Raw genomic sequence first — 19,874 nt, forward strand, 5'->3', positions numbered from 1 at the left:
CCCGACCTATCTGTGGCCAAGATCACGTGTACCCCTGAAGGTCGTATCCCTCGTCGTAGCGGTATGTCTCGTTTACCGATCTGCCGTCGAGCCTTGTACAGCAAGGCATTCAGACATTGCTCGGCAGTTGACCAAAGGGGCCGGGTACTCGATCGTACCTATAGAATTGCAATAACGACGGGCCGCGAAATCTGGCCCATTCATCTATGATCCCAATCGCTCCTTTGCAGCCCCCGCGACCGATTCATCTTCATCTGTGGCAAGCCGCGTCAATATGTCTCGCGGCACCTTTGGATTAAGAGCAATTCTTCTTCTAACGGCGGGCTCATTATCTAGCGACAATCTGTCAAAAATACTGCGACTTATTCTTCGCTTCATTGCCACGTCGCAACGTGTCATCCAGTCGTTACTTGCTGACAATCGTTCTAACACATTTATGGAGATCGTATTATTGAAGGCAACGCTACGTGACAGCTCTGGGTACTCCTCTAGCACTGCGAACCACAAGTCGTCAGACGCCTCCCATTGAGTCTTCGCAAACTCTTCATCATCGCCACTTTCCGCATATCTTTTGAATTCTTCGACGGATTGAATTTTCATTGGCTCTCTCCCTTGGCATCCCGACACTTCATGCCGTTCATAGACATCACCTTTCCTGTCTCGCCTTTGTGCTTACCCATAAAGTCGCCATAGACGTCTGCATCGCGGAAATGAACAAGATTCCCGCCTTGCTGCTCCATGACTTTCCATGCGGATCCACCGTGCCCCTCCGTATCGGCAGACCATTGTTTCGTGGTGGGATCGCGAAAGTACTTGACGCGCGTTCCGTTGAGCATCGCCTCACAGATTCGGTCAAAGCGATTAACTTCCCACTCCTTCCTGCAGGGACATTTCGCGTTCTGGTTCGGCTTATTCGATGCCGGTTTCCTCCCTGCGTCGCCAGGCATGCGCGCCAAGCCAACAGGATCGACCCACTCAACCGGATTGGGTGCGTACTGATAGACGTTAGGCGCTACCTAGATTTCCGTATGTGATTCCCTCCACGCGAACCCAGTCGAACTTGAACGCAATCGACGCGCCTTCGTTACAATTGATCGTTATCGACGCGACATTATCAGCAACAGTCGATATAAACGTTGCAACAATGTTGTCATGTCCCCATCCCCCAATCGAGAGGTCGCAAACACCGATAAAGGACAAGTTCAGATAGACGACGTCGTAATCTTTTGGCCATCGGCTCGGCGGAGACAATGGTTTCTGAGTGGTCGTTATTTTCACCGACAGTCGAGGCTCGTCCCGCTTGAGCTGAACCTCGACGATCTCGGCACCATCAAGCGGTGCGTCGCTCCCATAAAGTGCGGCGAGGGCTTGTGGATTCATGATCCGCTGTATCAGGCTCATTTCTTGTTCCGGCAGTCGAAGTAATAGTGATCATCCATTCCTTGGATCTTTCCTGTGCGTGTGTTTTCTTCGGGGCGCACGTTGTGGTGTGACGGTTGATCGCCAATCCCCCCTTCTCCAAATATGTGGCCCGCGGAATGGTCTTGGATGATCACATTTTTACCACCAACCTGATAGGTCAACTCCCGCGTCATGACGGGCTTGTTGTCCTCGCCGAGAAGCCAATTTCCGCTGGAATCTGTCAGCGGGACCATTTTCTGGCTGATCGGCTGCTGCGACAACGGGATGCCGAGCTGCCGACGAATGTCTCTCAGGCTTGACCGGCGAGACTTATCACATGGATCGCAAGGGCAGCGAACAAGACCGAGCGGGTCAATCCACTGCACCGGATTAGGCGCGTACTGATAGACGTTGATGCCGCCGGCCAACCCGATCGGGTCTTTCGATACGAACCGGCCGCTACTCGGATCATAGTACCTGTGCCGGTTGTAGTGAAGACCCGTCTCGGAATCAAAATACTGGCCAGCAAAGCGCAGCGGGTTGCTGATTCCTGCCTTGCGTGCCGCTTCGCTGATCACCTCCCTTGCCTCGCCCCACGCCTTGTAGCTCGCGGACCAGGCGACCTCTCCCGTCTCGTCAGTGACCTCCTGTGGCGTGCCGATTTGATCGCAGTGGTAGTAAGCGATGCCCGCTAACCGGGAGACTTCGGCGGCGCCATCATGCAGCATCGCCGCCCCCGTCGCCTGAGCAAGCGGCGTGAAACTCCCCGGCTCATACACGTAGTGCGTCGTCTCCCGTCTCTCCCACGCTGTCTCATAGGCCAGAGTGTCACCGTCCCAACCGTACAACGTGAAACCGTAGCCACGCTCCTGCTTCAGACGTTGACGTTCCGCATCCCGCCAGCCACTACCGGCGCCCGCGAGATAGGGCACCTGAGGCTCCGTCAGCTTCGCAATGCGCCGGCCGAGCGCGTCGTACGTATACGTCGCGTGCATGTGCCGATCGCGTGCCGACACCATCCGGCCAAGGCTGCTCCACTCGAAGTCCGTGCGCTCGCCGTTTCGCGTGCGCTGCTTCAGGTTGCCCATTTCATCGTAAGCGAAATGGATTCCCGCATAGTCCTTCAGCAGATTGTCCAGCAGAGGTGCGGATCGTGCCCCACCCAACACGCCGATGCCGTGTTCGTCGCGCTCCTTCGCCTCGGCGATGTTGCTCGCCGGGTCGAACGAGAACGTCTCGACCCCAAGCGATGATTGCGCGCGTGTCAGCCGGCCTATCGGATCGTACGCGTACTGCATCTCGCCGCGCCGCAGGTCCGTGATCTGGGTCAGCTGGCCTGCGGCGTCATACTGGTAGCGGCGTTCCATCACCTTGCGGCCCGTGCCTTGCAGCAGTTGCCGCGCGAGTCGGCCAGCCTCGTCATAATGCGTCGTTTGCGTCAGTCCGTTACCGAGCTCGCGCTGCGTCTCACGGTGTGAGTCGTCGCGCTCGAAGTTTGCAACTGTCCGCCCGTCGAGCATGACGCCATGCACGTGACCGGAACCGTAGGTAAGCCAGTCCAACCGATGACCATCCGGCCGAATGGTCGCAACTCGCGCCCCGACTTCGTCATACTCGTGCCGCCACACGAATTCGTATTCGCTTCCTTCGACCCGCATGAGCATGTGCTCGCGCGCCAGATTTCCCACTGGATCGTGGAAGCACTGCACGCGCGATTGATCATTGACCGCGAGCGCCAGCCGACCGAGACCGTCGTACTTGAACGACTCCCTCTCGACAGTGACCTCACCTTGCGGATTCAAGAAGACTTGCCCACGGTCCGTGAACTGTGCCGGCCAGCCGCGTCGGGATTCAAGCCGACCCATCGCGTCGTATTCGAACGCATGCATAACGCCGCCGTACAGTCGGTTCGTCACGAGTCCGCTGCCCGCCGCACGGTAATACCGCGTCTCGCGTCCGTCGAAATCCGTTTCGCTGGTGAGACGACCCGCCGTGTCGTAGCCGAACCGATACTCCCGTCCGTTTTCGTTGCGCAGCGTCGCGATTTGTCCGAGCCGGTTCCAGCCATACTCCACTGAATCGCCGCGGGCGTTCAGTCGCTTAGCCAGCAAGCCAGCCGCGGTATAGGTATAACGCGTCGATCGGTTCAGCGCATCCACGTGTTCGAGCAGCCGGCCCTCCGCATCGCGCGCAAATGTGTCGCGCAAACCCACTGGCCGAGTTACCCACGCAAGCTGACCGGCCTCATAACCATAGCGCGTGATTTCGCCGACCGCGTTCTGCTGCTGAACAAGCCGACCGCGGTCGTCGTATTTCCACGTGGCGGTCTTGCCCGAACAGTCGGTGTAGCTCGCGACCTGTCCGTCGGTCCTCCATGCGATCTTCGTCGTGCCGCCCTTCGGATCAGTGATCGCGACCGGCAGTCCGGCACGATCGTATTCATACTTCGTTACGCGCCCGAGCGGGTCAAGCGCCTCGGTCACGCGGCCCTTGCTGTCGTAGTACCGCTCCCAGCGATGACCTTCCGGATCCTGCAACCCCGTCAAATTGCCGTGCCGGTCGTACACGTAATACGCGATGCGTCCGTCACGCTGCGTGTGCGAAGTCATCTGGCCTGCCTCGTCCCACGTGAACGATTCCTCGGTTCCGTCAGGGAACACGTGTCGCGTCACGTTTTTGTCCGCGTTACGCATGAACCACTCTTCGGTGTGGTCCGGATAGACGATCCGGTACACATAGCCGTCGATGTCGTAGTACTGCTGGGTCGTATTGCCAAGCGCGTCGGTCACGAAGGTCAAGCGCAGTTGATCGTGCCAGGTCAGACGGGTGTCGAATGTGCCGTCGTCAGCCCATTCGTGAATCGCCTTCGCGTCCAGGTGCGTCCCGTCCCACTCCAAATTCATTCCACGTCCAGTGCGGTCGGTGTACCGCGTCACGAGGTGATGCTCGTACGCGTAACTCCACGACGCCGCATTCTCGTCGTTTGCCTCCACCAGATCGCCTGACTCGTCATAGCGATACCACGCAAGCGTTCGGATCGCCGCCCCGGTCTTGTCGACCAACGCGACGCGCATGATGCGGCCGACGTTGTCGTGCGTCACCGCCGCGACGATGTCTGCCACCTCGATCCGTGCAAGCAAGCCTTCCACCCACGCCAGCGTCACCTCGTTGCCGGAGCGGTCCTCGATCTTCGAGAGCACGAAACGCGTTCCGTGCCGCTCGTAAGTCTCGGTCAGCGTTTCGCCGCGCACGAGCCGAATGCGATCGTCCGATTCACGCGTGAGTGTGCAAGACTCGATTGGATCGCGATGCGGTTGGCCCAATTGCAGCGCCGGATAGGTGAGACTTCTTCCGGACGCGTCGTGAAACACGAACCCGTCGCCCTTCGCCTCGAATGCGACGTGATACGGCGTCGTCCATCGCGGTCCAAGCGGCCCCTGCTCGTCATGCGCATCGAAGTTCGAGCGATACGTCCGCGCCCATTCAACCGGAATGACGCCGGGCAATACAAAATCCGTATGCGTGAACGACTCGTCTCCCAGCCCCAGGCCGATCGATCCGCCCACGCGCGCCGGCGGCTGGACCCCGCAAAGACAACCGGGCCCAGGCTTCTGGACCTTGGCCTCCTTGCCGACATTGGTAACCTGCTCGCCACCTTCCTTACGCTTCGCCTGGTTTCTCTTATTGCTGTCGACCGTCGCGGCAAGATGATGCTTCTTGTCTTCGTACACCTGAATCGCGCGAATCAAGATGTTCAGCATGTACATCACCGTACCAACATCTTCGCTGGACAGACTCTGGATCCGCTTCTTGACGTCCGGAATGCTGGCACGAATATCGGCGGCAAGATGCCGCACGGTCGACCTTGCCTCATCGGGGGTCAGCGAAACGACGAAATTCACCTCTGCCTTCGCGCCCGCCTTGTATACTTCCCACACGGCGCCGAACAGGTCTCCGAGCGTTCTGGTCGGGTCGTGGATCAGCGAACTCGCTGAAACGCGCGATGCTTTCTGGCGTGCCGCCGCGAGATTTGCATTCGGATCGGTCAAGCGCCCAGAGGCCAATGCATCCAGCCCGTCGGCCAACTGATGCAGACGCTTCTCGGCCTCGCTCCCCGCTTCCTTCAGTAGCTCGGTCAGCCTCGCCTTTGCCTGCTCGACAAACGGCTTCAATTCACCCATCAGGGTGGCCGTGAAATGCCCAGCGATCACGGCAACCGCCGCAGTGGCGAGATCCTTTTCACCGGCCTTGACAGCCTGGCGCACCAAACCGAGCGTCGGGCGCAACGACATGCGAGCCGCAGCTGTCCCGGGTGGAATCGGCAGCACCCCGATCAGATTGATCGCCAGGTTCGCCCAATCGAGCACCCGGTCGATCTTTTCGGCTTCGGATCGGGGCTGAACGTTCCGATGCTCGATCAGCTTCGAGACATCGCCGCACACGTCGACCGCAGCAATGATGTTCCCCAAAACGGGCATCGCGGCCGACACCTCCTTGATGCGCTCGAGCGTCACGTAGCCGCCGCTCGCCGTTCGCAGCCAGTTGTCGAAATGCGATGCCCCGGCCTCGAGATCGGCGATGTGAACCTGATTGAGCGGCACGATCGCCGCGTCGACGGACGGAAGGGACTGCTGTTTGTCAGCCATGTTCTTGTTCGGACTGTGGAATGGATAGAGGGACTGGCCGATTCGTGTCAGGCGGCACCTGCCGGTTGCCACCCGGACTGTTTCAGGTAGCTACTCGTGACCCAGGAATCGTGCGGGTCGTGCCCGTATTGCACGCTGACCGCGCCGGGCGCCAACCCGCTCACAATCGCGCGGCCGGATGCATCGAGCGTTCCCTTGTGCACCGCGCCGAGGCTATCTTTCACAACAATGGTGTTCTTGTCGACCGGCGCATCCGTTACGTAGTGGCGCAGTACTTCCAACTGGCCGGGTCCGGATTTGGGGAACGGCGGAAATCCCCCACCTTGTCCCTGTGGCCCGTCCGTCTGATGGCTACCCGCGTGAATCGTATGCTCGCCCGCGGTGTGCACCGTGTAGCCCTGGTCGCTGATGCGTACCTCCGTGCTACCCGCGTGCAGCACGATCTCCTTGGCAGCGTGGAACTCAATGCTGTCCGTGGTGCTCATCACACCAACCGACTGCTTCGCTTTCACGTCGATGCCGTCGGTCTGCGCCTCGATGCGCACCTTGCCCGTAGCCGCTATCAACTTCATCCCCGCCTTGTGCACGAACAGCGAGAACGCATTCGACACGCTCGCGAACAGCGAATGCCCCACCGCGAGCCCCACGTGCCGCCCGCTCGTCACCGCGACGTCCTCATTGCTCGCCACGTGCAAGTTGCGCTCGGCCGCCACGCTCACGCCCGCCGCGCTCGCCAGCACCAGATCCGCTTCCTTCAGCTCCGGGAAGTCGTTCTCGCCCGCCGGCGCGTCGCCCCGGATCGCGTCGTTGCGCGCCTTGATCGCCTTCGCCACCTCGCTTTGGTCCGCGTCCCGCTGCTGCGCCTCGTGCTGCTGCGCCAGCCCCGACAGGCTCTCCTGCAGCTCCCGCGCCCGCGTCAGCCGGCCCACCGCCGCCTTCGCTTCCTTCGCCTGGCCCGCGCCGTTCGGCTGGCCGTCCGTCGACACGAACAGCCCCCGCAGCGCCCGCACCACGCCCCAGTCGTCGGTGCGCAGGTCGAAGCCCTTGCCGCGCGCGTCCGCCCGGCCCGTCTTCTTCACGATCCGACGGATGTTCCCCAGCGCCAGCAGCGAGCTGCCCGCGTCGCTCGCAATCTGCGTCTGGATCTGCCCCTGCGTATCGTCGATCGCCACGTGCCCGGACGCCGTGCCCTGGAACTCCCGGCCGCGCAGCACCGCCACCGCCTGGTTCGCCGGCAGCTCCAGCGTCGGCTGACGGAACTCGTTCACCGGGCTGCCCGTGATCACCGGCAGGTCCGGGTCGCCGTAGTAGTGCATCACCGCCACTTCGTGGCCGATGCGCGGCAGGAACGTCGCCCCCATGTCCGCGCCCTGCCACGGCGACACCACCCGCAACCAGATCCCGGAATGCTCGTCGAGCTTGCCCTGCCGGTCCCAGCCGAACTGCACCTTCACGCGGCCATATTTGTCGGTCCAGACCTCCTGACCGGCCGGGCCCACCACGATCGCCTTCTCGGGACCGCTCAGCACCGGCTTCGCCACGCTGCGCTCGAGCCGGAACGGCTCGTTCGCCGGCAGCAGCTCGAACTGTGCTTCGCAGCGGTACGCCAATCCCGCACCCGTGCGGTCGCCGACCTCCTCGATGTCGAGCGCCGACGACAGCACTACGTATTCCCGGTTGGCCGCCTGCTGCGGGTAACCCGTCAGCGCGAACGTGCGGCCCACCGTCAGCCCGCGCAGGTTGCCGCGGCCGTTCGCGCGCAGGCCCGCGCCGCGCCGCGCCTCCAGCTGCACGCGCGCCAGGTGCCGGGACTCCTGCTCGGTGTCGTTCGGTTGCCCTGCCACCCCTTGCGCGCCCGCCAGCGGCTGGCTGTAGTCGCCCCAGTCGTAGACCGCGCCGTCCGCGCTCGCCGTCTTGCGCGGATTCTCCTCGGTGACCGTCAGGTTCGCGCGCGGCCGCGTGTAGTCGTAGTCCACCACCGTCACGCTGCCCGACGTGAGCCGGCTCGTCACCGACAGCGCGTGGATGTGCTCCTCGTCGATCCGCTTGCCGTCCGGCGACAGGTAGCGCACCGTCTCGTACGCCGCGCCGTGCGGGTGGTGGCCGCCCGTCGTGTCGCACAGCACGAGGCGCTGATGGCCGCTCTCATGCTCGAACCACCACCAGATGCCCCATTCCTCCCACAGCCGCTGTAGGAACGCCCAGTCGGTCTCGAACGCCTGACGCTGCACGTCGCGCTTCGGGTAGATGCCGCGGAACGCGCCGGCCAGGCGCTTGTCCACCGGGTACGGATACTTCGCGAGCACCGCGTCGGTGATCTCCACCACGCTCATGTCCTGGAAGATCCGGCAGTCCTGCGTGAGCGTCGCGCGGTACAGCCACGGGCGCAGCTCGAGCTCGTACAGGATCGAGTGCCGGTCCTCGCCGGCCACGCGCGCCGCGGTCACCAGCCCCGTGATCTCGCGCGTGCCCGCGCCGATGTTGCCGAGCCCCGCGTTGCCGGCGAGGCCGGGGACGAACTGGCCCTTGCCTTCGAGCTGGATCGACACCGTCACCTCGGTGCCGACGAGTTTGTCCAGGTCGAGATTGGCGGTGACGCTCGGCGAGAACGCGAACGCGTCGTCGGTACGCAGCGTGACGAGGTAGCGGCAAGCCTCGAGGCGACCGATCGCCTCGCTGCCCTGCAGCCGCACCGGCGCGAACACCGGCAGCCCTCCGGTCGAGTAAGTGGGCAGCGCCGCGCCCGAAATCGACAGCGTGCGGGCTTGGGCGAATGTCACCATGATGCGGCGTCTCCCTCGGTCACGAACCGATCACGGTCGCGCCACAGCCCGTTTTGTCGCCGATGTAGCCGACAAGACGACCTCGATGCGTGCGCGGGCCCGTCGCCAGCAACGGAAAAATGCCGCCACATTTCGGACACATCACCCCGTGCTGGTCCAGCGCGACAGAGATGCCGTGATGCTTCAACTCGTCAGTCGCCTCGACGACCTTGCCGCCGTGATCGGTCGCGTCGCCCAGACGCACCATGTTTCTTCCTTGCGCATCCTGCATATCCAGCTCCGGTGTAAATAGGTGATTCAGTTACATGCATCAATTCGACACGGTCACTTCGACGCGACGGTTTCTCGACCGCCCTTCCTTCGACACGTTATCGGCCAGCGGATCGGCATCGCTCTGCCCAACCACGCTGATGCGGTCCTTCGGCACACCGGCCGCCGCGAGAATCTGCGCGACCTGCTCGGCACGGGCTTTGGACAGCGCGTAATTCGAACCCTGATGGGCGGATCTCGCCGGCAGGTTGTCGGTGTATCCGGTGACGAGTACGTGCATCGTGGACGGCGAGGCCGCGATGGCCCGTCCGACCGATGCCATCATGGATGCCCACCACGGGGCCGCCGTCACATCGCCTGGCGCGTACATTCCGTTGAATCTGAGCGTCAGCGCGTTGGCCTTCTGGTCCTGGATCAGCTCGGCATTCCCGGCGGCGATTTCGTCGCGCAGTTGCTCGCGCAACACCTCCCGCAACCGATCGATCGATAACGGCGCCTGCGTAGATGGCTCCGTGTGCAACCATTCGCTGACTGCGGCGTAGCCTCCCGCACCCACCAGCAGCGCTACCGCGGCACCGACGACAATCCACCAGCGTGACCGACGCGCGCGAGCCGGGCGTACCCATGGATCGACCACCCGTCGCGACAATGCGACCGACTGGCCGCCTCGATGTTCGGGGGCAATGCGATCCACCGTTGCATTTGGCGCGTCGACAGGTTCCGTGCGTTGTTCTCCTGCCATCGCCACGCCGTGCACGCGCTCGCGAATGTTCAGCAGACGTCGCGCACCATCGCGCTCAAAGCGGTATCGCCCACGAAAGCCAAGATCGAGGACGTTCTGGAACAGTTCAAGCAGGTCGAGTTGACCGCGCGGGTCGTTCAGCACCTCGTCGATCACATGGAAGACGCGATCGCCGCCTTGTCGATCATGGCCCATCGCCACGGCGAGGCTGCTGGCCTGCCACTCGGCGCCGGTCCCCTCGCCTCTGCCCCAGCGGGTTTGCATCGCGGCCTCGTCAAGCGCGGCGCTCAGGCAGTAGCTCGCCCGCACAACCTGGTCCGACGGCAACTGCAGCTCACGACAAACCCGCAAAAACATCCGCAGTTCCTGCTCGAGCCATTTGCGCCGCTGCAAGACGGCGTCGGGTTCCAGTGCGGCTGGCGTATCCGCCAGCGCGAGCAGCAAGACGCGCGCAGATTCAAGCAACGGATTGACCGATTGCACCGACGCCTTGAGTCGCGCGCTGAGCGGCGGCGACACCAGAGCGCCGGCGTAGTTTCGCGAGTCGACTGTCGAAATCGTCACCGTGCCTGTCCCTCGCCGTTATTGAGTGACATTTGCAGGGCTCGCCGGCGTCGTACCGCGCGGCAGCCCAGGGGGCGGACCGCTATCCGACAGGTTGAACACCGGCATCGAACTCGGACAGCGGAAGGTCTTCAGCACATCGCTCGTCAACGGGTTCGCCACGCTTCCGGTACTCGCAATGTCGAGCACTGCCTTGCGCCCATCAAAATCAAAGGCGACGCGGGTACGGCCGGGCGTGGCGGTTTCAATCACCTGCCCCTTCTGGAGCAAGCGCATCAGCGCCCATGGCCCATCGGCCGCGCTCGTCGACGTATCGGGACGGATGCGAGGATTGGCGGTGATTTCCGTATGAACGCCACCACGCGGCCCGGGCCACGTCATCGCAAACGGCGCAACCGGACCGTGCTGATAGAGGGTCGTTTGCCCATCGATGTCGAGCGACAGGCTGGTGATCGTCGGATCCAGTTCGGGAATGCGGATATCGGCCTTCCACGTCAGCTGTTTATGGCCCGGGTCGTTGAAGAAGACATCGCGGATCGCTTTCGCATGCTCGAACGGCTCAAGATCCGGCCCCTGAACAGGTTCCGTTGCGCCCGACAGGGTCTTGTAGCGCCACGGCTTCGCCGAGGTATCGACGAACGGCGCCAACGTCTTCGCGAAGAAGTCATCGATCACGCCACCCTGCGCGAACACGCGGGTGAAGTCGTCGATGCTGACATCGCGCTTGCTGTCGGGCGAGAACGGATAGTTTCCTTCGATGGTGAGCCGGCATGTGTCGCCGACGACTGCCTGCATCTGGCGCGACAGTAGCTGACCGATTCCCTGATTGACCTCGTGCGAACCGTCCGCGGCAAGCTGCAGCAGCACCGCACGGAACGGCGCCGGCATCGTGTTGGCCGTCATCTTGAGCTTCGCGGCCGTGTCACTCGCCGGCGGCATGCTGTTATTCGACAAAGCGTTGTCGGAGACCGTGAGCGCCGTGTAGTAGTCGTTCAACAAGTTCGTCACGCCGTCGAGACCGGTCTTTCCGGCCTGGGCGGCCACCGCTTGGGAGCCGGCCTGAGAATCGGCATTGCCCGTCACGACCTCGCGCAGTGCGGCGAAATGGTTGTCGACGAGCTCGCGCTCGACACGCTCCGACGCGCGGATGCCAGGCGCCTTGTCGGCCTTCTGGTTGAGCTGGTCGGCTGCCTTCTGGAAAAAAGACCCGTCCGATCCGGTAACCGGTGCCGTCAGCGTCGTTTCATGCACGGCCGCGCGGGCAAGTCGGCCGAGCGGCGAGTCGGGTGCCGCGAAGCTGCGCAGCACCTGAAGGTTGAACGCGAGGCTCGTGCCGCTCACCGTCCGGATATCGTTGAGAAACGCGTCCCATTGTTGCGCGTACTCCATCAGATACTCGCGGCGGACCGCGTCCGTCAGTGCATCATCCGCACCGGTTACCGTGCTCACAATCTCAGCCGTTTTTTTTTGAGCCTCGTCCAGATACGAGCGACCCATCACCCATGCATCATCGTCGCGCGCGATCTGGATGAACTCAGGAAGGCGCTTGTCGAACAGGTTCCGGTAACCATCGAACGAGAAGAGGCCCGGCACGCCGCGCGAGAGCGGCTGGCCGCTCGCCCGCGTGAACACGGTACCGGCCTGCGGCCCGACCGCACGCAGCAATGTGAACTCGTCCGGTGCCTCCTTCAGCATCGCGGCCTTCGCGCGCTGATAGAGGCGATCCGTCGCGTTGCTGCCGTCGAGAAAAGCCCGTGCCTGCTGGATCAGTGCATCGTTACGGATGAGGGGCGATTTCACAACACGGTCGCCCGAAAAGAGCTGCTGCACGTGATCGATCATCGACGCGCGACCGCCAAAAATCGCTGCGCTGTCGTTTTTCGCCCAGTCGTCGAGCACCCATGTCTTCACGTCGTTGGCATTGAATTTCGCCTTGTCGTAAAGCATCAAGTACACGCGCAGCGCATCGTAAGCGGCCTTCGGATCCTTGCTGGCGATCGCCCCGGAAATCACGTTTTCGATCCGGCGGACGATCTGCGGCACCAGCAGGTTATCCTCCAGCGCATCGTAGGTGTGGCCGCTCTCCGTCACGATGTTCGGTGGCGTATAGAGGCCATAACGCCATGCACTACCGGGATCGGACAGGTCGAGATTCGGAAAGGTCGGCAAATAGCGCGCGTCGGTCAGCGTGTCGGGCACGGCCTCCGGCTTGGGCTCCTTGTACAGCTGTGTCACGCGGGCCGCCAATGCCTGGACCTTGCGGCCGATGACATCGAGATAGTCGCTGTTGTTGCCAAAGCTCACGCGCAGTCCGAGTGCGAGCCAGACGAACAGCAGCAAGGCGAGCGCATGGCCAACCAGACGCAGCAGCCGATAACGGTATTCCCAGCGCAAGTTGGGACTGACGAGATGCGATTCCGGAAACACGACCCGGGTCAGGACGTCGTGCAGGAAGAAGCTCCGGTTGCCCTCATTGTCTGCGGCGGCACCTGCCTGCCCTTGCTTCGGCGCAAGGCGTTGCACGACCGTGTCGCGCTCGGCAACGACCGGGCCGCCGCCTTGCTGCGCGCTCGTGAAATAGACGCCGCGCAGCGTCGAATGAAGCTGGGTATCGTCGTAACGGGAATCGAGAAACACACGGTCGATCAGGTCGACGAGTGGTCCGACCAGGGCGGTGAACTCCTCCGGCAACGCGGCGAGCTGCCGCCGCTTGTGCGTCTCGTCCTCATCCTGCAGGCGCGTGTGAATCATGCCGGACAGCCGGCCCGCCATCTGCATCAGCTCATCACGGCAACGCGCGCGCAAGCCTTCCTTCGCAACCGTTTCCTTGCCGTACGGCAACGTGAAACCCCACGCTTGCGCGCGGCTCTCGGCCGTCAGGCCGCTGAAATACTCGGCAAACCCCGTCAGCCGGTCCATTTTCGTGATGAGCACGTAGACCGGGAAACGGATGCCGAGCTCACTGCGCAGTTCGCCCAGTCGCGCACGCAGCGCCGACGCCTCCGCGAGGCGTTTCTGCTCGTCGGCTCCGACCAGCGACTCAAGATCGACCGCCAGCAGCGCGCCATTGATGGGGGCACGGGGGCGGTGGCGGCGCAGCATGCCGAGGAAACCCAGCCATTCCGCGCGATCCAACGCCTCGCGTTGCTCAGTCGAATCGGCACGAATCGGCACAATGTTGGCGCTCGACTTGGCGACGGCCGCCGGCTGGGTGTCGCCGGACGCATCGGCCGTCGTTGCCTCGCTGCCTGCCTTACCCTCACCCGATGCGGCCATTGTTGGTCGGTCCGAGAGTGGGGCCAGCCCTTCACCTTCCTTTGCCGTCGAGGTGCCATGGCGCGTGTAATAGCCGGCCGTGTCGATCAGAACCGCATCGTTGGTCAGCCACCAGTCCACGGCCGCGGCGTCACCCGCCGAAGTCCCGGCCGCCCGCTGCATTTGCTCGGCAATCGGAAACGCCAAGCCACCGTTGAGCAGCGCGCTCGTCTTGCCTGTCCCTCGCGAACCGAGTGTGATGTACCACGGCAATTCGTACAGGTAGCGCTTGCCCTGGAACAACTTGCCCGGTCCTCGCGCACCCGTGCGCATCGACTTCAGCCGCGCCAGTGCGCTCGCGACGATTGCTTCGACCTTTTTCAGACGCGGCGCAGCGGGGGATTCCTCCGTCTTGCCGCCGAATCGCAGCACTTTTTTCAGGAATGCATCGTCCTCGCGCATCTTCTGCCAAAGCCGAAACATCCAGAACAGGGCGAACACCACTACCACCAGCGCAATCGCGCCGACCCGAGCCGACACCGGTTCGAACGGCGAAGTGTGGCCAAACGACAGCAAGGGTGCCGCATACCAGATCAGCAGACACAACAGCGCGACGAACACGATGCTCGTCGACCAGCCCCCGAGCCAGAGCAACATGCCCACGAGCACCAGGGCAATCAGCAGCACGCGCATGCCGGCACCGGCTAGCGGCTTGAGTCCACCGAATGCGAAAAACGGTCCGACGAACCAGATCACCAGCGCGACAACGATCAGCGCGAGAAACGCGAGAAACTGGCGCGATGCGAGAAATGACAAAAACTTCTTCATGGTCTATTCCGGAAGCGGATCTGGCCTATTGCGCGACGACAATCTCGACGCGCCGGTTCTGCGCGCGGCCCTGGGCGGTGCGGTTATCGCCAATCGGATCGGCATCGCCCTTGCCGACGGCTTCAAGACGGTTGGCCGGCACACCGGCTGCTTGCAGCATCTGCAGCACCTGCGTCGCCCGCTCCTCCGACAGCGCTTCATTTGACGGAAACTGGCGGCTACGGATCGGCAGGTTGTCCGTATACCCCAGGACGGTGACCTTGCCCGGCACCTTCACGATTTCTCCCGCGATCTTCGCGATGAGCGGCGCCATCGCACTCTTGATCGTGACGCCGCCGGGCGGGAACATTGCATCGCCCCGGAACGTTACTGCGCTGTGACGTGCATCCTCGTCGACGCTGACAGTGCCGGCCGCGATTTCGTCCTTGAGCAGCTGCTTCAAATGCAATTGCGGCGGTGCGGGTGGGGGCGTCATCCGGCCGATATCGGCAATCTGCTTTTCCACGGCGGCACTGCGGCTCATGAGTTCGTATTTGAACCAGCCGAACAGACCCAGCAGAATCACCGACAGCAACGTGACGGTGATCCAGACCGGAAAATCATAGAAAGACATCCGCCTGCCTTTCACATCCGACTGCCAGTGAGGCGAAAGCGCCGTGGGTGCGATCCCGCGTTGCGAGGTGATCTCGTTGTAGAGCCGTTGGCGAATCGCATCGTGCTTGCGCTTTCCGTTCGCCTCGTGTCGATAGCGCCCCTCAAAGCCCAAGCTGAGAATCTCGTAGATGACTTCCAGCAAGTCGCGATGCTCGCGCGGTTCGGCTAGCAGTCGGCCGATCAGCAGATAGACCTTCTCGCCCCCCTGACGGTCCTCATGGAACGTGGTGGCGAGGCCGTTGCTGATCCATTCGATCCCGGACGATCCCCCCTTCCCCCATGCGGTCTGAGTCGCCGCCTCATCGAGCGCCGTGCACAGGCAGTAGCGCGCGCCGATCGTGTGGTCGCGGCGAATGTTCGCCTGCTCGCACAGCTTCTGAAAGGTGCGCACCTCCTGTTCGAGAAGGTCTCGAAGCGCGAAGGTCTCCTCGGGGGCGAGACGGTCCGGCATGTCCGCGAGCGCGCGCAGGAGCGGCCGTGCCGCTTCCCGCAAAGGATTGGACGCCTGCTCGACCGCAATGAGCCGCTCCCGAAATGGGACGACGGTCCCGCTCGAAGAAGCGGACTGCTGGAGCGCGGATGCAGGCGCTGTTCGTTCCTCGGACACACCGGTACCGGTAGATGAATTGCTCATGGACAGACGTAGCGGATCGCGTTTCGTGAATTCATGGTTGCCGTTTCGTGCTTACGCACGCACGCCCCACAGTTCGAGCTTGATCGACGGGAAATCGCCCGCCACGTGCAACGCGAGCCCGCCGTGGCGTACGACTTCATCCCAGAGCGGTCCGCCCTGAGTCAGTTCGTAATAGATATAGCCCGCATTGAACGGGATCTGCCGCGGCGGCACCGGTAGCGCCTGCAGGCCAATGCCCGGAAGGTGACTGCGCACGAGGCTCGGCAGCTTGTCGGATGGCCCCGCTTTCGCTTGCGCAAGGAATTGCTGCTGCAGTACGTCCGGCGGCATGGCCGCATGCACGGCCAGCACGACGGCGGTAAACCCCTGCATGTCGACCGGATCGACCACGGCGTTTCGCATGCCGTGGCCGCGGTCTTCGAGTGCAATGCTTTGCGCGCTGCGCACCAGCACGGCGTTGAGCAGTCGATGCGTATCGTCGACAATCGGCTTCAGGCAAAGGTGCGGCGTCGTGTGCTGATAAGGCGGATGCGTGTCGAGCGGCCGCCGCGTATCCGTACGCAGATGGGTCGACAGCTCGCCTGCCATGCCGATCAAAAGCGCATAGACGTCGGCCGGCGACGTGGTCGGCACGCGCAGCATGTGCTGCAGCAGCGGCTCATACCGGTTCAGGATCTGCAGCAGCAGGTAGTCGGTGACCGTCGCGGCGCTCGCCGTGGTGTCGTCGGTGCCCGCCAGCCGTTGCGCGAGCGCATTCGCGCGCAGGCGTGCGAGATCGTGAATCTTCGTGACCCAGCTGGTCAGCAAGCCGCTCGCACCATAGCCCGACACCGGAGGAACAAGCGTGTCGTCGAGCTCGATGCTGTCGTCCGCGCGAATGGTCTTCACGCGCGTGAGCGCAAGGCCGATCCACGCATCGCCGAGCTCTTTCTCGGGCATCAGGCGCAAGCGCAGGTTCGACAGTTGCACCGGCTCGGGCGCAAGGCCGATCGAATTCGTGTCTCGCAACTCGGTATCGAACACGAGGTAGCGCGCCAGCGAATCCGGCGTGTTCTCGAACGTCGTCTCCTCGCAGTTCGGCAGACGGACCGGCACCGCCAGATAGATCACCTGATCGAGATGCTCCGGCCGGATCGTCAGCGGCGGCGGCAACGGCGTGTTGCCCGGCGCATCGAACGGCGAGCCGTCGGCGAACACGCCAGCGGCGGACTTAACGATCACTTTACCCAGCGCCAGCGACTCCACGTCGAGCGCGTAGTGTGCAAAGCCAAAGAAGAACGGCGACAGCGGCGCCGCACGCATGTGCGCGTACTTCTCGAAGTAGCGATCCTGTTGCTGGAACAGTTGCGGACGGAAAAACAGCCCTTCCTGCCAGGCGACCTTGGCGTACCAGCTCATGCGTATCGTCCGTTTCGTTGAGCGACGTGATTCATTTCTTGGCTTCCTCGATCGTGACGGCCTTGGCCTCAAGATCGATAGTGAGTTTCAGCTTCGGCGTGGAGATGCGGTACCACGCCTTATCGGGCGACGCAGGCATCGTGTAGACCGTCCGCCAGACGGAATTCGGCAGGTCGCGATACGCCGCAATCACGCCAATGGCGGTCGTGTCCGCCGCGGGTCGCCGCACAATCGTTTGGTGCTCGCCGGGGCGCAACTGCAGCTCGTCACGCTTGACGACATCGTCGGCCAGCACCGTCTTGTCCTGCGTCTGCAACGTAAAGAAATCTGCTGCCTTGAAGGCGTTATCGTTCTTCAGCTCATAGAGGCGTACGACTATCGGCGCTGCCCGGCCGCGATCATCCGGGTTGACGTCGGCCCGGGCGTTGACGGTCAGCTCAAGCCGGATCGGTTCCTTGGGCTTCGGCTCGCCGCTCGCGCAGGCCGAGAGAATCGTTAAGCTGGCGAGCGAGGCGGCAGTCAGAATCGAACGCATGCAGAATTCACCTTGAGATACGCAGGCAGGCGCTGCGCGTGCGGCAAGACAATTGTGCCGACGCGCAGCGTGACGCCTGCTTACGCTTCCTTGTTGCCCTTGATGTCGAAGCTGGCCGTGACGGCACCGCCGCTGCCGCCCTGCGCGTTCTGCACGACATACTCCTGTTTCACCTTCGCGAACGACAGCGACACCGTCTCGCGGCTCTTTTCGGCGTCCAGCTTGCTGCCCGACGGCTTCACGCGCGTGACGATCACGTCGCTCATCGTGAGCTTCAGGTACTCGAGCGGGTTGCCGCCGGCCTTGCGCATCACGAGCGTGGCCTGGTCGATATGCTTGCCCGTCAGCGCGTACTTCATCAGGTTCGGGCTCGCGCGATCGATGTTGTGCTCGAACGTCAGATCCTTGACCGTCGCCTTGCCTGCGCCGCCGCCGCTGCCGGCGTGCATCGTCGACTCCTGCAGGATTTCCCAGTCCCAGCTCAGGACTTCGATTTCGTCCTTGTGCTTGTCGTCGAGCGATTCGCCATTGATGCCATCGATCTTCAGGAAAATGTCTTGTGCCATGCCAATGCTCCTTCAGTGAGTAAAAAAGGCCGGACACCACGAGAGAAGATGGTTTAACGTCCGGCCAAAGAGGGCCAACCTTCAGAATTAAGCCGCTTCCTTGATCGAAGGCAGCTTGGTCACAAGCCGCAGCGAAACCGTCAGCCCTTCGAGCTGAAAGTGCGGACGCAGGAAGAATTTCGCCTGGTAGTAGCCCGGATTGCCTTCGACATCCTCGACGAGCACCTCGGCAGCTGCAAGCGGCCTGCGGGCCTTGGTGTCCTGCGACGAGTTGACGGGATCGGCATCGACGTAGTGCATGACCCATTCGTTGAGCCAGCGCTGCATATCCTCACGTTCCTTGAACGCGCCGATCTTGTCGCGCACGATGCACTTCAGGTAGTGCGCGAAACGCGAGCACGCGAACAGGTATGGCAGACGGGCGGAGAGGTTCGCGTTGGCGGTCGCATCCGCGTCGTGATACTCGGCCGGCTTTTGCAGCGACTGCGCACCAATGAAGGTTGCGTGGTCGGTGTTCTTGCGATGCACGAGCGGAATGAAACCGTTCTTCGACAGTTCGGCCTCACGGCGATCCGAGATGGCGATCTCGGTCGGGCACTTCATGTCGACGCCGCCGTCGTCGGTCGGGAACGTATGACACGGCAGGTTCTCGACCGTGCCGCCGGACTCGACGCCGCGGATCAACGAGCACCAGCCGTACTGCTTGAACGAGCGGTTGATGTTGACGCCCATCGCGTACGCTGCGTTCGCCCAACCGTAGCGGCTATGGTTCGCGCCGTTCGTGTCTTCTTCGAAATCGAACTCGTCAACCGGATTGGTCTTCGCCCCATAGGGCAGACGCGCGAGGAACCGCGGCATCGCGAGACCGACGTAACGCGCATCCTCGGTGTTACGCAGCGAATTCCACGCGGCATATTCGAGGTTCTGCGTGAAGATCTTCGTCAGGTCGCGCGGGTTCGCCAACTCCTGCCACGACTCCATCTGCAGCACGGACGGCGCCGCACCCGTGATGAACGGCGTATGCGACGCCGCGGCGACCTTCGCGATCGAGCCCAGCAGGTCGACATCGGGCGGCGTATGGTCGAAATAGTAGTCGGCGACAAGACACCCGTACGGTTCGCCGCCAAGCTGGCCGTACTCTTGCTCGTAGATCTGCTTGAAGAGCGGGCTTTGATCCCACGCCAGCCCCTTGTACCGGCGCATCGTGCGATGCAGTTCGGTCTTCGAGACGTCCAGAACACGGATCTTCAGGTGCTCATCGGTCTCCGTGTTCGAGACAAGATGGTTCAGACCGCGCCATGCCGACTCCAGCGCCTGGTAGTCCTCGTGATGCAGAATCAGATTGATCTGCTCGGAGAGCTTGTGATCGATCTGCGCGATGATGGCCGCAATGCTCTTGTACGCATCGTCACTGATCGTGATCGACTGGCTCAGCGCCTGTTCCGCGAGCGTCTGAACCGCAAATTCAACTGCTTCACGTGCCTGCTCGGTCTTCGGACGGAATTCCTTCTCGAGCAGTTGCGTAAAATCGGACTGGGTGGCCACCTGCGCCTGGGCGGCCTGTGCTTGCTGTTTCGCCATGATGGTCTTCCTCGATC

General features: G+C 62.6%; 13 protein-coding genes. All 13 read right to left on the minus strand.

All coding sequences use genetic code 11. The features are described from left to right. Positions 1–204 precede the first annotated feature (204 nt). Complete coding sequence (locus FPJ27_RS01880; RefSeq protein WP_204421202.1) at positions 205–600, minus strand: hypothetical protein; 396 nt, start codon at positions 598–600, stop codon at positions 205–207. After that, entirely contained in the window at positions 597–836 is a 240-nt protein-coding gene (locus FPJ27_RS01885) for a hypothetical protein (RefSeq protein WP_204421203.1), read from the minus strand. The genes FPJ27_RS01880 and FPJ27_RS01885 overlap by 4 nt, the downstream gene beginning before the upstream one ends. A gap of 169 nt (positions 837–1,005) precedes the next feature. Next, entirely contained in the window at positions 1,006–1,401 is a 396-nt protein-coding gene (locus FPJ27_RS01890) for an immunity 50 family protein (protein WP_204421204.1), read from the minus strand. Next, complete coding sequence (locus FPJ27_RS01895; RefSeq protein ID WP_204421205.1) at positions 1,398–6,047, minus strand: RHS repeat-associated core domain-containing protein; 4,650 nt, start codon at positions 6,045–6,047, stop codon at positions 1,398–1,400. Before FPJ27_RS01895 ends, FPJ27_RS01890 begins: the two co-directional genes overlap by 4 nt. Before the next feature lie 47 nt (positions 6,048–6,094). Continuing rightward, on the minus strand, positions 6,095–8,830 hold the full coding sequence (gene tssI / locus FPJ27_RS01900; protein ID WP_204421206.1) for a type VI secretion system Vgr family protein: 2,736 nt from the start codon (positions 8,828–8,830) through the stop codon (positions 6,095–6,097). Positions 8,831–8,849: 19 nt separating this feature from the next. Further along, complete coding sequence (locus FPJ27_RS01905) at positions 8,850–9,101, minus strand: PAAR domain-containing protein (protein ID WP_204421207.1); 252 nt, start codon at positions 9,099–9,101, stop codon at positions 8,850–8,852. A gap of 39 nt (positions 9,102–9,140) precedes the next feature. Next, positions 9,141–10,406: a type IVB secretion system protein IcmH/DotU gene (icmH, locus tag FPJ27_RS01910; protein WP_204421208.1), complete on the minus strand. Its 1,266-nt coding sequence runs from the start codon at positions 10,404–10,406 to the stop codon at positions 9,141–9,143. Between the two features lie 18 nt (positions 10,407–10,424). After that, complete coding sequence (gene tssM / locus FPJ27_RS01915) at positions 10,425–14,489, minus strand: type VI secretion system membrane subunit TssM (protein WP_204421209.1); 4,065 nt, start codon at positions 14,487–14,489, stop codon at positions 10,425–10,427. Positions 14,490–14,514: 25 nt separating this feature from the next. Beyond that, positions 14,515–15,777, minus strand: a complete 1,263-nt coding sequence (gene tssL / locus FPJ27_RS01920; protein WP_204421210.1) for a type VI secretion system protein TssL, long form — start codon at positions 15,775–15,777, stop codon at positions 14,515–14,517. 51 nt (positions 15,778–15,828) lie between these two features. Then, positions 15,829–17,175, minus strand: coding sequence for a type VI secretion system baseplate subunit TssK (gene tssK / locus FPJ27_RS01925; protein ID WP_204421211.1), 1,347 nt, complete (start codon positions 17,173–17,175; stop codon positions 15,829–15,831). A 31-nt stretch (positions 17,176–17,206) separates the two neighbouring features. Next, entirely contained in the window at positions 17,207–17,710 is a 504-nt protein-coding gene (gene tssJ / locus FPJ27_RS01930; protein ID WP_204421212.1) for a type VI secretion system lipoprotein TssJ, read from the minus strand. Between the two features lie 80 nt (positions 17,711–17,790). Continuing rightward, positions 17,791–18,276 (minus strand): Hcp family type VI secretion system effector, encoded by a 486-nt coding sequence (locus FPJ27_RS01935; RefSeq protein ID WP_204421213.1) that lies wholly within the window; start codon positions 18,274–18,276, stop codon positions 17,791–17,793. An 87-nt stretch (positions 18,277–18,363) separates the two neighbouring features. Next, positions 18,364–19,857: a type VI secretion system contractile sheath large subunit gene (gene tssC / locus FPJ27_RS01940; RefSeq protein WP_204421214.1), complete on the minus strand. Its 1,494-nt coding sequence runs from the start codon at positions 19,855–19,857 to the stop codon at positions 18,364–18,366. Positions 19,858–19,874 lie beyond the last annotated feature (17 nt).

The sequence above is a fragment of the Burkholderia sp. MS455 genome (assembly GCF_016899445.1).
In the GTDB taxonomy this organism is placed as follows: domain Bacteria; phylum Pseudomonadota; class Gammaproteobacteria; order Burkholderiales; family Burkholderiaceae; genus Burkholderia; species Burkholderia pyrrocinia_C.

Bases quoted from the DNA above. Each gene is read 5' to 3' on its own strand.
- tssM (WP_204421209.1), bottom strand. From the start codon at position 14,489: ATGAAGAAGTTTTTGTCATTTCTCGCATCGCGCCAGTTTCTCGCGTTT.
- tssK (WP_204421211.1), bottom strand. From the start codon at position 17,175: ATGAGCTGGTACGCCAAGGTCGCCTGGCAGGAAGGGCTGTTTTTCCGT.
- FPJ27_RS01880 (WP_204421202.1), bottom strand. From the start codon at position 600: ATGAAAATTCAATCCGTCGAAGAATTCAAAAGATATGCGGAAAGTGGC.
- tssJ (WP_204421212.1), bottom strand. From the start codon at position 17,710: ATGCGTTCGATTCTGACTGCCGCCTCGCTCGCCAGCTTAACGATTCTC.
- FPJ27_RS01885 (WP_204421203.1), bottom strand. From the start codon at position 836: ATGCTCAACGGAACGCGCGTCAAGTACTTTCGCGATCCCACCACGAAA.
- FPJ27_RS01905 (WP_204421207.1), bottom strand. From the start codon at position 9,101: ATGCAGGATGCGCAAGGAAGAAACATGGTGCGTCTGGGCGACGCGACC.
- FPJ27_RS01895 (WP_204421205.1), bottom strand. From the start codon at position 6,047: ATGGCTGACAAACAGCAGTCCCTTCCGTCCGTCGACGCGGCGATCGTG.
- FPJ27_RS01890 (WP_204421204.1), bottom strand. From the start codon at position 1,401: ATGAGCCTGATACAGCGGATCATGAATCCACAAGCCCTCGCCGCACTT.
- tssL (WP_204421210.1), bottom strand. From the start codon at position 15,777: ATGAGCAATTCATCTACCGGTACCGGTGTGTCCGAGGAACGAACAGCG.
- tssI (WP_204421206.1), bottom strand. From the start codon at position 8,830: ATGGTGACATTCGCCCAAGCCCGCACGCTGTCGATTTCGGGCGCGGCG.
- tssC (WP_204421214.1), bottom strand. From the start codon at position 19,857: ATGGCGAAACAGCAAGCACAGGCCGCCCAGGCGCAGGTGGCCACCCAG.
- FPJ27_RS01935 (WP_204421213.1), bottom strand. From the start codon at position 18,276: ATGGCACAAGACATTTTCCTGAAGATCGATGGCATCAATGGCGAATCG.